The organism is Streptomyces sp. NRRL B-24572, from assembly GCF_002156145.1.
Classification (GTDB): Bacteria; Actinomycetota; Actinomycetes; order Streptomycetales; family Streptomycetaceae; genus Streptomyces; species Streptomyces vietnamensis.
Window position 1 is genome coordinate 1 of record NZ_MWIG01000717.1, and the last position, 13316, is coordinate 13316.

The 13316-nt window shown below is 71.8% G+C and carries 15 protein-coding genes and 1 tRNA gene; 11 read left to right on the forward strand and 5 right to left on the reverse strand.

Features of this window, described 5'->3' with window-relative positions; genetic code table 11:
* The first annotated feature begins 153 nt into the window (after positions 1-153).
* The 10 genes from CCN56_RS34305 (at position 154) to CCN56_RS34350 (ending at position 9624) form a co-directional block, all read left to right on the forward strand.
* Complete coding sequence (locus CCN56_RS34305; RefSeq protein ID WP_041130719.1) at positions 154-1122, forward strand: complex I subunit 1 family protein; 969 nt, start codon at positions 154-156, stop codon at positions 1120-1122.
* Positions 1123-1124: 2 nt separating this feature from the next.
* Positions 1125-1763 (forward strand): NADH-quinone oxidoreductase subunit I, encoded by a 639-nt coding sequence (locus tag CCN56_RS34310; protein WP_086831722.1) that lies wholly within the window; start codon positions 1125-1127, stop codon positions 1761-1763.
* Positions 1760-2308 carry an NADH-quinone oxidoreductase subunit J gene (locus tag CCN56_RS34315; protein WP_086831723.1) on the forward strand — a complete coding sequence of 183 codons (549 nt, stop codon included), beginning with the start codon at positions 1760-1762 and terminating at the stop codon, positions 2306-2308. Before CCN56_RS34310 ends, CCN56_RS34315 begins: the two co-directional genes overlap by 4 nt.
* Positions 2308-2667 carry an NADH-quinone oxidoreductase subunit NuoK gene (gene nuoK / locus CCN56_RS34320; RefSeq protein ID WP_086831724.1) on the forward strand — a complete coding sequence of 120 codons (360 nt, stop codon included), beginning with the start codon at positions 2308-2310 and terminating at the stop codon, positions 2665-2667. The genes CCN56_RS34315 and nuoK overlap by 1 nt, the downstream gene beginning before the upstream one ends.
* On the forward strand, positions 2664-4640 hold the full coding sequence (locus tag CCN56_RS34325) for an NADH-quinone oxidoreductase subunit L (RefSeq protein ID WP_086831725.1): 1977 nt from the start codon (positions 2664-2666) through the stop codon (positions 4638-4640). The genes nuoK and CCN56_RS34325 overlap by 4 nt, the downstream gene beginning before the upstream one ends.
* A gap of 27 nt (positions 4641-4667) precedes the next feature.
* A complete protein-coding gene (locus CCN56_RS34330; RefSeq protein ID WP_086831726.1) occupies positions 4668-6221 on the forward strand; it encodes a NuoM family protein in 1554 nt (517 codons plus the stop codon).
* Positions 6218-7735: an NADH-quinone oxidoreductase subunit N gene (locus CCN56_RS34335; protein WP_086831727.1), complete on the forward strand. Its 1518-nt coding sequence runs from the start codon at positions 6218-6220 to the stop codon at positions 7733-7735. Before CCN56_RS34330 ends, CCN56_RS34335 begins: the two co-directional genes overlap by 4 nt.
* A 34-nt stretch (positions 7736-7769) precedes the next feature.
* Positions 7770-8219, forward strand: a complete 450-nt coding sequence (gene mscL, locus CCN56_RS34340; RefSeq protein ID WP_086831728.1) for a large conductance mechanosensitive channel protein MscL — start codon at positions 7770-7772, stop codon at positions 8217-8219.
* Between the two features lie 146 nt (positions 8220-8365).
* Complete coding sequence (gene htpX / locus CCN56_RS34345; RefSeq protein WP_086831729.1) at positions 8366-9229, forward strand: zinc metalloprotease HtpX; 864 nt, start codon at positions 8366-8368, stop codon at positions 9227-9229.
* The gene (locus tag CCN56_RS34350) at positions 9226-9624 is read left to right on the forward strand and encodes a YccF domain-containing protein (protein ID WP_086831730.1); all 399 of its coding nucleotides are present in this window, start codon (positions 9226-9228) and stop codon (positions 9622-9624) included. Before htpX ends, CCN56_RS34350 begins: the two co-directional genes overlap by 4 nt.
* A 71-nt stretch (positions 9625-9695) precedes the next feature.
* On the opposite strand, the gene CCN56_RS34355 is transcribed toward CCN56_RS34350, so the two are convergent.
* The 4 genes from CCN56_RS34355 to CCN56_RS34370 form a co-directional block, all read right to left on the reverse strand.
* Entirely contained in the window at positions 9696-10934 is a 1239-nt protein-coding gene (locus CCN56_RS34355) for an APC family permease (RefSeq protein ID WP_086831733.1), read from the reverse strand.
* A 10-nt stretch (positions 10935-10944) separates the two neighbouring features.
* A complete protein-coding gene (locus tag CCN56_RS34360) occupies positions 10945-11577 on the reverse strand; it encodes an alpha-ketoglutarate-dependent dioxygenase AlkB (RefSeq protein ID WP_086831731.1) in 633 nt (210 codons plus the stop codon).
* Entirely contained in the window at positions 11574-12095 is a 522-nt protein-coding gene (locus tag CCN56_RS34365) for a methylated-DNA--[protein]-cysteine S-methyltransferase (RefSeq protein ID WP_086831732.1), read from the reverse strand. The genes CCN56_RS34360 and CCN56_RS34365 overlap by 4 nt, the downstream gene beginning before the upstream one ends.
* Positions 12096-12202: 107 nt before the next feature.
* Positions 12203-12694, reverse strand: a complete 492-nt coding sequence (locus CCN56_RS34370) for a YajQ family cyclic di-GMP-binding protein (RefSeq protein WP_041130732.1) — start codon at positions 12692-12694, stop codon at positions 12203-12205.
* 172 nt (positions 12695-12866) lie between these two features.
* Between CCN56_RS34370 and CCN56_RS34375 the strand changes: the two genes are divergently transcribed.
* Positions 12867-12948: transfer RNA gene (locus CCN56_RS34375), tRNA-Tyr, on the forward strand.
* Positions 12949-13015: 67 nt separating this feature from the next.
* On the opposite strand, the gene CCN56_RS34380 is transcribed toward CCN56_RS34375, so the two are convergent.
* The coding region (locus tag CCN56_RS34380; protein ID WP_179200083.1) for an NAD(P)H-binding protein at positions 13016-13316 on the reverse strand (301 nt) is incomplete at its 5' end.

Below are 13316 nucleotides of genomic sequence, written 5' to 3' on the forward strand. Positions count from 1 at the left end.
GCCTTCGGCGGTGCGGGCGGCGTCCGACGCCGCCCGCACCGCCGAAGGCACTCCCGCCGAAGGCACTCCCGCCGAAGGCGGACCCGCCGAGCCGCCCGCAGGGCGTGACGGCACCGACACCGACCCCACCGACCCCGCCGGAGGCGATCCCGCGTGAACGACGCACTCGACGTCGCCGTCCGGCTGCTCATCGTCTTCGCCGTCTTCCTCGTGCTGCCGCTCGTCATCGGGCAGACCGAGCACAAGGTCATGGCCCACATGCAGGGGCGCCTCGGGCCCATGTACGCCGGCGGCTTCCACGGCTGGGCCCAGCTCGTCGCCGACGGCGTGAAGTTCGCGCAGAAGGAGGACGTGGTCCCGAAGGACGCGGACCGGCGGATCTTCCAGCTCGCGCCGGCCGTCGCCCTCCTCCCGTACCTCTTCGTCCTCGTCGCGATTCCGATCGGACCCAGCGAGGGCGCCGTCGGTCAGGTCGTCGACGCCGGCATCTTCTTCGTGCTCGCCGTGATGGGCGTCGGCATCCTCGGCTCGCTCATGGCCGGCTGGGCCTCCGCCAACAAGTTCTCGCTGCTCGGCGCCCTCCGTACCGCCGCCCAGCTCCTCGCGTACGAGCTGCCGATGCTGCTCACCGCCGCCTCCGTCGCGATGGCCGCCGGCACCGTCTCGCTCCCCGGCATCCTGAACGCCTTCGAGTGGTGGTGGCTGCCCTGGCAGATCATCGGCGCGCTCGTGTTCTTCACCGCCGGTCTCGCGGAGCTCCAGCGGCCCCCGTTCGACATGCCGGTCGCCGACTCGGAGATCATCTTCGGCGCGTACACCGAGTACACCGGTCTCCGCTTCGCCCTCTTCCTGCTCGCCGAGTACGCGGGCATCGTCGTCCTCTGCGGTCTCACCACCGTCCTCTTCCTCGGCGGCTGGCACGGCCCCTTCGGCGCCGACGGCCTCGGCTGGGTCTGGACCCTCCTCAAGACGGCCGTCCTCGCCTTCGTCGTGATCTGGCTGCGGGTGTCCTACCCGCGCCTGCGCGAGGACCAGCTCCAGAAGCTCGCCTGGACGACCCTCGTCCCGCTCGCCCTCGCGCAGATCGCGCTCACCGGCATCGTGAAGGTGGCGATCCAGTAACCATGGCTCCGATTCCCGGCTCCGGCCTCGCCAAGGGCCTCGCCGTCACCCTCCGCACGATGACGAAGAAGACCGTCACCGCGCAGTACCCCGACGTGCAGCCCGAGCTGCCGCCCCGCACCCGCGGGGTCATCGGCCTGTTCGAGGAGAACTGCACGGTCTGCATGCTCTGCGCCCGTGAGTGCCCCGACTGGTGCATCTACATCGACTCCCACAAGGAGACGGTGCCGCCCGCCGCCCCCGGCGGCCGTGAGCGCAGCCGGAACGTCCTCGACCGCTTCGCCATCGACTTCTCGCTCTGCATGTACTGCGGGATCTGCATCGAGGTCTGCCCCTTCGACGCACTGTTCTGGTCGCCCGAGTTCGAGTACGCGGAGACCGACATCCACGAGCTCACCCACGAGCGCGACAAGCTCCGCGAGTGGATGTGGACGGTCCCCGAGCCGCCCGCGCTCGACCCGCACGCGGAGGAGCCGAAGGAGATCGCCGCGGCCCGCAAGGCGGCGGAGAAGGCGGCCGCCCAGGCCGCCGCCGAAGCCGCCGCCGCAGCTCAGGCCGCAGCCGAAGCCGAGGCCGCCACCCAGGCCGGGGCCGCCACCCAGGCCCAGGCCGACGCCCAGGCCCAGGAGGACCAGCAGTGACCCTCGCAGCACAGGCCCACGGCTTCCTCTCGCCCACCGGCGTCGAGATCGCCTTCCTCCTCGTCGGCCTCGTCACCCTCGGCGCCGCCCTCGTCACCGTCACCACCCGCCAGCTGGTGCACGCCGCCCTCTGGCTGGTCGTGGCGCTCGGCGGGCTCGCCGTCGAGTACCTGCTCCTGACCGCCGAGTTCATCGCCTGGGTCCAGGTCCTCATCTACGTCGGCTCCGTCGTCGTCCTCCTCCTCTTCGGTCTCATGCTCACCAAGGCCCCCATCGGCCGCTCCCCGGACGCCGACTCCGGCAACCGGCCGGTCGCCCTCGCCGTCGCCCTGGCCGCCGCGGCCGCCCTCGTCTGGGTGGTCGTCGACGCGTTCCGCACGACCTGGATCGACCTCGACGGGCCCGCCCAGGGCTCCACGGACGTGACCGGCGAGATCCTCTTCCAGCACTGGGTGCTGCCCTTCGAGGCGCTGTCGGTGCTGCTGCTCGCCGCCCTGGTCGGCGCGATCGTCCTCTCCCGGAAGAAGAAGGAGGACGAGCGCTGATGCACCTCGCCTACCCGGCCGTCCTCGCCGCCCTCCTCTTCGCCGTCGGTCTCTACGGTGTCCTCGCCCGCCGCAACGCGATCCTGGTCCTGATGTCCGTCGAGCTCATGCTCAACGCCGTCAACCTCAACCTGGTCGCCTTCGACGTCTGGCTCCGCGACGCCCTCCACGCCGGCCAGGCCCTCACCCTCTTCACCATCGCCGTCGCCGCCGCGGAGATCGGCATCGGTCTCGCGATCGTCCTGATGGTCCACCGCAACCGCGGCACCTCGGACGTCGACCGCCTCCGCGACACCAGGGAACAGCCGTCGGCCGAAGAACAGCCGTCCGCCGAGGAGAAGGCCGAGGCCGCCGCGTGACCACGACCACCCTCGCCGTCCTCGTCCCCCTCCTCCCCTTCCTCGGCTCCGCCGCCGGCCTCCTGCTCGGACGCACCGCCCCCGGCTTCGTCCGCCCGCTGGCCGTGCTGCCGACGCTCGCCGCCGCGGTCCTCGCCGTCCTGGTCGCCGCCCGCCAGGGCGGAGGGAAGGCGATCGACGCCGCCACCCAGCTCACCCCGACCGGCTCGGTCCCGATCGACCTGGCCCTGCACATCGACGGCTTCGCCGCGCTCGTCGCCGTCCTCGTCGGCGTCGTCGCCACCTGCGTGCAGATCTACTCGACCGGCTACCTCCGCGACGACCCGCGCTACCCCTCGTACGCCGCGCTCGTCTCCCTCTTCACCTCCGCGATGCTGCTCGTCGTCTACTCCGGCGACCTGATGGTGCTCCTGGTCGGCTGGGAGATCATGGGCATCTGCTCGTACTTCCTCGTCGGCCACTACTGGGAGACCCCCGAGGCGCGAGCCGCCTCCCTCAAGGCCTTCCTCGTCACCAAGCTCGGTGACGTCCCCTTCCTCATCGGTCTCTTCGCGCTCGCCGCCGACGCGGGCACGTTCCGGATCACGGGCGTCCTCGGCGCCGTCGCGAGCGGCGGCCTCGACCACCCCACGGCGATCGCGCTGCTGCTCCTCGCCGGCGTCGCGGGCAAGTCCGCGCTGTTCCCGCTCCACACCTGGCTCCCGGACGCCATGGCAGGCCCCACCCCCGTCTCCGCGCTCATCCACGCGGCGACGATGGTCGCCGCCGGCATCTACTTCGTCGCCCGGCTGCTGCCCGTCTTCGCCGCCTCCGCCGCCGCGATGACCGTGCTCGCCGTGATGGCCGCGATCACCATGGTCGGCTCGGGTCTCGCCGCGCTCGCCCAGGACGACATCAAGCGGGTCCTCGCCTACTCGACGATCGGTCAGCTCGGCTACATGGCCGGTGCCCTCGCCGTCGGCGACCGCGGGGCCGCCGTCTTCCACCTCCTCTCGCACGCCGCGTTCAAGGCGCTCCTCTTCCTCGCCGCCGGCGCGGTCATCCACGCCGCCGGCACGAACTCGCTCACCGCCATGTCCCGCATGAGCGGCCTCGCGAAGCGCATCCCCGACGCGTACTGGACGATGACCGTCGCCCTGCTCGCGCTCGCCGCCATCCCGCCCTTCGCCGGCTTCTTCTCCAAGGAAGCCGTCCTCGTGGCCGCCGAGCACACCGCCCTCGGCGAGCGGGACGTCGCCCCCGCCGGGGCCGGCTGGATCGTCCTCGTCGCCGGACTGCTCACGGCCCTGCTGACCGCCGCGTACGCGCTCCGGCTCTGGCTGCGGGCCTTCCGCGGCCGCGGCGCCGAAGCCCCGGACCACGGCCGCCAGCCGATCGCCATGACGAGCGTCCTGTGGGTCCTCGCGATCCCCTCCCTCGGTTTCGGTCTGACCGTCACGTACCTCGACGACTGGTTCGACGGGCACCCGCTGACCCCGACGCTGACCACCGCCGTCCTCGGCACCGGTCTCGCCGCCGCCGGAGCCGTCATCACCTACGCGGTCTGGCGCACCCTCGCCGCCCGCACCCCGGTCACGGCCCCCGTCCCGCACGTCGCCCACCCGGACGCCGAGGCCGGTCAGGTCGAGGCCGAGGCACTGCACCTGCCGCACCCCGCCGAGGACCCGGCCGACCCCGGCCGCGCCCTCCTGGGGCCGCTGCACGGACCGGCCGCCGACGGCTTCCACCTGGACGCCGTCTACCGGACCGCCTTCGTCCGCCCCGTGCTCGCCGCGGCCTCCCTGGTCCGCTTCCTGGACCGCGAGGTCGTCGACACCTACGTGAGCGCCGCGGGGAACTCCGCCAAGGGGCTCGGCTGGCTCGTCCGCCGCGCCCAGACCGGCAACGTGCAGACCTACCTCAGCGCCCTGCTCGCCGGCTCCGTCGTCCTGGCGATCGTCGCCGTCGCCCTCGCCAACGCCGCCGGAGCGTGACCCGTGATCGATATCAGCGAATCCGTGATGCAGTTCCTTCTGGCGTTGATCGTCGCCGGCCCGCTCCTCGGCGCCGCCGCCGCTTTCCTCCCCGCCCCGCCCGGACTGAAGGGGAAGTCACCCGACCAGGCCGTGCTCCGCCACGGCGTCACCGTCACCGGCGTCATCCTGCTGGCCGCGCTCGTCCTCGCGCTCGGCTTCGACCACGACCACCCGTCGAAGATGCAGGCCACGACGGACATCAACTGGATCAGGGCACTCGACGTGCGGATCCACCTCGGTGTCGACGGCATCTCCCTCCCCCTCCTGGTCCTGACCGCGCTGCTGACCTTCCTCTGCGCGCTGTACAGCTACTTCAAGATGCCTGCGGGCCCGTCCCCGAAGGCCTTCGTCGCCCTGCTGCTCGTCCTGGAGTCCGGCACCCTCGCCACCTTCGCCGTCCTCGACCTCGTCCTGTTCTTCCTGGCCTTCGAGATGGTCCTCATCCCGATGTACTTCCTCATCGCCCGCTGGGGCGGCGAGGGCAGGCAGGCCGCCGCCTGGAAGTTCATCCTCTATACGCTGCTCGGCTCCGTCGTCATGCTGCTCGGCCTGCTCCTCATCGGCGTGAAGGCGGGCACGTTCGACATGGTGGCACTCGCCACTGACAACGGCCGTGGACTGACCACGTCCGTGCAGGTCATCGCCGTTCTCGCGATCGGTCTCGGGCTCGCGGTGAAGACCCCGATGTGGCCGCTGCACAGCTGGCTCCCGGACGCCCACACCGCCGCCCCGACCGTCGGCTCCGTCCTCCTCGCCGGCGTCCTGCTGAAGATGGGCACGTACGGCTTCGTCCGGATCGTCCTGCCGATCACCCCCGACGGCATGGCGACCTTCGCCCCGTACCTCGCGGCCTTCGCCGTCGCCGGGATCATCTACGGATCGCTCGCCTGCCTCGCCCTCGCGAAGCCCGGCAACAAGGGCGACCTCAAGCGCCTCATCGCGTACTCCTCCGTCGGCCACATGGGCTTCGTGCTCCTCGGCATCGCCACCATGACCCCCACCGGGGTCAACGGCGCCCTCTTCGCCAACATCGCCCACGGCCTCGTCACCGGCCTGCTGTTCTTCCTCGTCGGTGCCGTCAAGGACCGGTACGGCACCGCCGACCTCGACACCCTCGCCGGAGCCACCGGCGCCGCCCTCTACGGCCGCGCCCCCCGCCTCGGCGCCCTCCTCGCCTTCGCCGCCGTCGCCTCCCTCGGACTGCCCGGCCTCGCCGGCTTCTGGGGCGAGATGCTCGCCCTCTTCGGCGCCTTCGACCCGGCCGAGGGCCTCAGCCGCCCCGCCTTCCTCACCTTCATGGCGATCGGCGCCTTCGGCACCCTCCTCACCGCCGCCTACCTCCTCGTCGTCGTCCGCCGCGTCTGCATGGGCGGCCCGCGACCCGCGGGGGAGACGGCGATCGCCGACGTCCAGGGGTACGAGTTCGCCGCCTGGACCCCGCTCGTCGCCCTCACCGTCCTCGCCGGACTCTGGCCCGCCGTCCTCCTCGGCCTCACCGACCCGGCCGTCCAGCAGCTCCTCGCCGGAGGCACCCAGTGACGTCGTTCGCCAGCGGGTCGCTCGTCCAGTCCGTCGACTGGCTCACGATCGCGCCCCCCACCCTCACGGCCGTGGTCGCCCTCGTCGTCCTCGTCGCCGACCTCTTCGTGCCGCCGGAGCGCAAGCAGCTCCTCGGCTGGACCGCGATCGGCGGCCTCACCGCCGCCCTCGCCCTCCTCCTGCCGCTGCGGGACGGCGACCGCTCCACCTTCTGCCTGACCGCCCAGGCCCAGGCCGAGGGCCACGCGCCCGCGTGCAGCTACACGGCCGACCACTTCACCCTGGTCATCCAGCTGCTCGTCCTCGCCGGCGCACTGCTCGCCGCGCTCCTGTCCATGGACGAGACCCGCGAGAGGCTCCCGGCCGGCGAGTTCTGGTTCCTGCTGCTGTCCTCGGCCGCCGGCGCCGCCCTGCTGCCCGCCTCCCGCGACCTCGCCACCCTCGTCGTCGCCCTCGAGGTGGCCTCGCTGCCCGCGTTCGCGCTCGTCGGCCTCAAGCGCGGCGACCGCATGTCCGGCGAGGCCGCGCTCAAGTTCTTCCTCTCCTCCGTCACCGCGACCGCCGTCACCCTGCTCGGCGTCAGCTTCGTGTACGCGGCGACCGGCACCCTCCACCTCACGGAGATCGCCCAGCGCCTCGACGACGTCCCCGGCCAGCTCCAGACCCTCGCCGAGGCGGGCGTCGCCCTCACCCTCGTCGGCTTCGCCTTCAAGACGGCCGCCGTGCCCTTCCACTTCTGGGTGCCCGACACCTACGTCGGCGCCCCGCTGCCCGTCGCCGCCTACCTCTCCGTCGTCGGCAAGGCCGTCGGCTTCACCGGCCTGATCCTGGTGACCGTCGTCGCCTTCCCGTCGTACGCGGACGTGTGGGGCCCGGCCCTCGCCGCCCTCGCCGCCCTCACCATGACCGCCGGCAACGTCGCCGCGCTCCGCCAGGTGTCCACGCGCGCGTGGAGCGCGGTACGCCTCCTCGCCTGGTCCTCCGTCGCCCAGGCCGGCTACCTCCTGGTGCCGATCGCGGCCGCCGCGTACTCCGACGACGACCAGATCGGCGCCACCGTCGCGTACGCCCTGATGTACGCCGTCGTGAACCTCGGCGCCTTCGCGGTCGTCGCGCTCGTCGCCCGCACCCACCCCGAGAACCGCATCGCGGACTACCGGGGCCTGTACGCCGCCAGCCCCGCGGCGGCCCTCGCGCTCGGGTTCTTCCTCCTGAATCTGGCCGGTTTGCCCCCGGGTATCATCGGCCTCTTCGCCAAGGTGACCGTCTTCTCGGCGGCCGTCGACGCGGGCCTCGGATGGCTGGCCGTGATCATGGGCGTCAACGTCGTGATCGCGCTGTACTACTACCTGCGCTGGACGGCCCTGCTCTTCCGCGCGCCGGAAGGCGCCCCCGTGACGCACAAGGCCCCCGTGCCGGTCACCCTGGCGATCGTGCTGACCGCCGCCGCCGGAGCCGTCCTGTCGGGCTACCCGCAGTTCGCCCTCCGCTTCGCGACGGGCAGCCTCTTCTGACCCCCCACAGAGAAACACCGAGGAGCAAAACCCCGTGCTGAACGGATTCAAGGACTTCATCCTTCGCGGGAACGTCATCTCGATGGCCATCGGTCTGGCCGTCGGCTCGGCGTTCACGGCCGTCGTCACCGGCTTCAGCAAGGCGTTCATCACCCCGCTCATCGGCCTGGCGACGGGCTCGGTCGGCGACTTCAGCGAGGCCAAGTTCACCATCGGCAAGACCGACTTCCCCTACGGTCTGGCGATCGCCGCCGCCATAGCGTTCGTCATCACCGCCGCGGTCCTCTACTTCCTCATCGTCGTCCCCATGACGAAGATCCAGGAGAAGTTCGCCAAGGAGGAGGCGAAGGACCCGAAGTCGGAGAAGCGCGACTGCCCCCGCTGCTTCACCGAGATCCCGGCCATCGCCTCCCGCTGCGCCCACTGCACCAGCGAGGTCGAGCCCACCGCCCTCGGCCTGGAGAAGATCCCCGCCGCCCGCTGATCACCCGTACGGCCCACACGGCACCCCGTGCGAGCCGGGGAACCCGAACCTCCCGCCTGGCGTTGACCAGTACGGGAGGGTCCACTGAGTGAGTGGACCACCACGAAGAAAAGGGTTCCCCTGCCGCACCACTTGGAGGGCGTACCGTGCACCGCCGGCACAACGGGCTGAGGACCGCCGTACTCCTCGGAGGGCTCTCGGCCCTCATCATCGTCATCGGCAGCTTCTTCGGGCGTACGGGGCTGATCGTCGCGCTGCTCGTGGCGCTCGGCACCAACGCGTACGCGTACTGGAACAGCGACAAGCTGGCGCTGCGGGCCATGCGGGCCCGCCCGGTCAGCGAGTTCGAGGCCCCCACGCTCTACAAGATGGTGCGCGAGCTCTCCACCCAGGCCCGCCAGCCCATGCCCCGGCTCTACATCTCGCCGACGCAGGCGCCCAACGCCTTCGCGACCGGCCGCAACCCGCGCAACGCCGCCGTCTGCTGCACCGAGGGCATCCTCGCGATCCTCGACGAGCGCGAGCTGCGCGGGGTCATCGGGCACGAGCTGAGCCACGTCTACAACCGGGACATCCTCATCTCCTCGGTCGCCGGAGCGCTCGCCTCCGTGATCATGTTCCTGGTCAACTTCGCCTGGCTGATCCCGGTCGGCCGCTCCAACGACGACGACGGCCCGGGGATCCTCGGCTACCTGCTGGTCCTCATCCTCGGCCCGATCGCCGCCTCGGTCATCCAGCTCGCCATCTCCCGCTCCCGGGAGTACGAGGCCGACGCCTCGGGCGCCCAGCTCACCGGAGACCCGCTCGCCCTCGCCAGCGCCCTGCGGAAGCTGGAGGCCGGCACCAAGCAGCTGCCGCTGCCGCCCGAGCCGAAGATCGAGACCGCGAGCCACATGATGATCGCGAACCCGTTCCGGCCCGGACAGGGCCTCTCCAAGATGTTCTCCACCCATCCGCCGATGGCCGAGCGGATCGCCCGGCTCGAACAGATGGCAGGTCGACGCCCGTGAAGACGATCCTCAACGTCATATGGCTGGTGCTGTGCGGATTCTGGATGTTCCTGGGCTACATGGCCGCGGGCGTCCTGCTCTGCATCACCATCATCGGCATCCCCTTCGGCCTTGCGGCCTTTCGCATCGGCCTCTACGCGCTCTGGCCCTTCGGCCACATGGTCGTGGACCGGCGGGACGCGGGCGCGGCGTCCTGCGTGGGCAATGTGCTGTGGCTGATCCTGGCGGGGTGGTGGCTCGCGCTGGGGCACATCACCACGGGCATCGTCCTGTGCCTCACGATCATCGGCATCCCGCTGGGCATCGCGAACTTCAAGATGATCCCGGTGTCGCTCCTGCCGCTGGGCAAGGAGATCGTCCCCACGGACCAGCCGTACGGCTACGGCGTCCACTAGGGCCCCTCCGGCGGATCAGGGCCGGACGGGCCCTGGCCGGGCGCCACAGCCGCAGGCCCGCGGCCGGGGCCCTACGGCCGGGGCGGTACCGCGCGGCCCCGGCTTATCGACCACGCCACCACGCCCGCCGCGACCACCCCCGAGCCCGCCAGGACCGAGCCCAGGGGGAGGGCGAAGGCCAGCGTCGCGCAGCCGGCGAGGCCCAGGGCGGACAGGGCGCGCGCGCGGCCGCCCAGTGTCCAGGCGGAGGCGTTCGCGATGCCGTAGTAGACCAGGACGCCGAAGGACGAGAAGCCGATCGCGCCCCGTACGTCCACCGTCGCCGCCACCGCGGCCACCACCACGCCCACCGCGAGCTCCGCCCGGTGCGGCACCCGGAAGCGGGGGTGGACGGCCGCGAGGGGCGTCGGCAGGTAGGCGTCCCGGGCCATCGCCAGGGTCGTACGGGACACCCCGAGGATCAGGGAGAGCAGCGAGCCCAGGGCGGCGACGGCCGCGCCCACCGTGACCAGCGGCACCAGCCAGTCGGCGTCCGCCGCGCGGGCCGCGTCGGCGAGCGGTGCGGGGGAGGAGGCGAGGGCCGCCGGGCCGAGTACCGTCAGCACGCTCACCGCGACGAGCCCGTAGACGGCGAGCGTGATGCCGAGCGCGAGCGGCACCGCCCGGGGGATGGTGCGGGCCGGATCGCGGACCTCCTCGCCGAGGGTGGCGATCCGCGCGTACCCCGCGAATGCGAAGAAGAGCAAACCCGCGGCCTGGAGCACCCCACCCGTCGTCAGCTCCTCGCCGACCGGCGTGACTTCGGCCCCACCCGCTCCGAACGACACCGCGACCACGCACGCGAGCACCGCCAGGACGAGCGCCACGATCACCCGCGTGAGCAGCGCCGACTTCTGAACTCCCGTGTAGTTGACGGCTGTCAGGGCCACCACGGCGGCGACCGCCACCGCGTGCGCCTGCTCCGGCCACACGTACGCCCCGACGGTCAGCGCCATCGCCGCGCACGAGGCCGTCTTGCCGGCGACGAATGCCCAGCCGGCGAGGTATCCCCAGAAGGAGCCGAGGCGTTCGCGACCGTACACGTACGTGCCGCCGGAGGCGGGGTAGCGGGCGGCGAGCCGTGCCGAGGCCGTGGCGTTGCAGTACGCGACGACGGCGGCGAGCCCGAGTGCCCAGAGCAGCCCCGCTCCGGAGCCGGCCGCGTCCGTGGCGGGCCCGAGCGCGGCGAAGATCCCCGCCCCGATCATCGAGCCGAGGCCGATCACGACCGCGTCGAAGAGGCCCAGGGAGCGACGGAGTTCCGGTGTCATGCTCCGCACATTAGACGCTGAGGCCGGTCTCCCTGAGCGTGATGTTCAGGCGTCCCACCAGGCCGAGCGCCGGTTCGGCGGTCCCCGGGAACACTTTGGGAACCCCGTGGTGAACCCACCGCGAAGCCCCGCCGAAGACGAAGAGGTCCCCGGAGGCCAGGTCGACGTCCTGGTACGGCCGGCCGCGGTTCTCCTCGTTCCCGAAGCGGAACACGCACCGGTCCCCGAGGCTCAGCGACACCACCGGCGCCCCCGAGCGCTCCTCCCGGTCCTGGTGCATGCCCATGCGCGCCCCCGGCGCGTAGAAGTTCACCAGCGCGGTGTCGGGGGTGAAGCCGCCGTGCTCCCCGTACGCCTCGACGAGCGCCTCCCGGGCGAGCTCGACCAGCCGGTCCGGCAGTTCTACCCCGACCGAGTCGAGGTAGCGGTACGGCACCCACTGCCGGCCCAGGCACAGGGTCTGCACCGACATCACACCGCCGCCCGGCAGCACCGTCCGCCGGTACGGGACGGGCCCGCGTCCCCACTCCCGGCAGGCGTCGACCAGCTCCCGTTGGCGCGTGAACGGCAGCCACGCGGGCACGTGCACCGCCCCGGGCGCCACCGTGGCCCGCTCGCGGGGGAAGAGCCCGTCACCGGTCACACGAGGGCCCCGCCGGCGGCCTCTTCGAGGGCCCCTTCGAGGCCGAGGAGGCGTTCCTTGCGCTCAAGCCCGGCGGCGTACCCGCGCAGGCTCCCGTCGGCCCCGATCACCCGGTGGCAGGGCCGCACCACGAGCAGCGGATTGCGCCCGATCGCGGTGCCCACGGCCCGTACCCCGGCGCCGGTCGAGCCGACCCGCCGGGCGATCTCCCCGTACGAGACGGTCGTCCCGTACGGGATCTCCTCCAGGGCCCGCCAGACGCGCCGCTGGAACGCGGTCCCGGCGTCGCCGGCGAGCGGCAGGTCGAACCGGTCGCGGCGCCCGGCGAAGTACTCGCCCAGCTGCCGCTCGACCTCGGCGAACGCCCCGGGTGCGGGCGTCCAGCCGCCCTCGACCTCGACGGCGCCCTTCTGCCCCGGCAGGGACAGCGAGCGCAGCACGGCCCGGCCCCCTTCGGCGAGCTGCCCGACGAGGAGCATCTCGCCCAGGGGGCCGTCGACGTACGCGTACACGGTCATGACTGGTTCCTCTCCCCGTACGGGTCTTCCTCGGACCCAGTGTGCGGGGACCGCCGAGCGCGGGGCTGGCGGTATTCGGACACGACGGTCACGACCTCACGGCAAGGTCAGCGGTAGTTCACGAACTGGATCGCGAAGTCGAAGTCCTTGCCCTTGAGCAGCGCCTGCACGGCCTGCAGGTCGTCCCGGCTCTTCGAGCTGACGCGCAGCTCGTCGCCCTGCACCTGCGCCTTGACGCCCTTGGGGCCCTCGTCGCGGATGGCCTTCGCGACCTTCTTGGCGTTCTCCTGGGAGATGCCCTCCTGGACGGAGGCGAAGAGCTTGTACTCCTTGCCGGACAGCTGCGGCTCACCCTCGACGTCCAGGGACTTCAGCGAGATCCCGCGCTTGATCAGCTTGGACTGGAAGATGTCGAGGATCGCCTTGACGCGCTCCTCGCCGTTCGCCTGCATCAGGATCTTCTCGCCCGACCAGGAGATCGAGGCGTTGGTTCCCTTGAAGTCGTAGCGCTGCGAGATCTCCTTCACCGCCTGGTTGAGGGCGTTGTCGACCTCCTGCCGATCGACCTTGGAGACGATGTCGAAACTGGAGTCGGCCATGACTCGTGGCTCCTTGCTCGGATGCTGTGGGGTACCCCAGAAGCCTAGGGGGTGAGCCACCGACCGAACCGCTGATCAATCCGGTGGCGAAGCACCCCCCGGGATCAGGTATTGTTTACGTCGTTGCCGGGGAACACCGCAGAAACGCGGAGAACCAAGGCAGCGAACCCATGGCGATGTGCCCGAGTGGCCAATGGGAGCGGACTGTAAATCCGTCGGCTTAGCCTACCCAGGTTCGAATCCTGGCGTCGCCACACTGAGAAGGCCCCCGGTGCTTGCACCGGGGGCCTTCTTCGTCGTTGCGGGGAGCGTCGGGGCGGGTCAGTTGCCGGCCACGTCCTTCACCGCGACCGAGAGCGGGACCGAGCCGGCGATCAGTTCCAGGGTGAGGCCCGCGGTCGCCGGGGTGTCGATGAGTTCGGCGAGGACCGCGGCCACGTCGTCCCTCGGGACCGGTCCGCGGCCCGTGTGGGCCTCCAGGCGGACCATGCCCGTGCCCGCGTCGTCCGTCAGGGAGCCGGGCCGCAGGATCGTCCAGTCCAGGCCCGTACGGCGGCGGACCTCGTCGTCGGCCGCGCCCTTGGCGCGCAGGTAGGCGTCGAAGACCTCGTCGCCCGGGTGG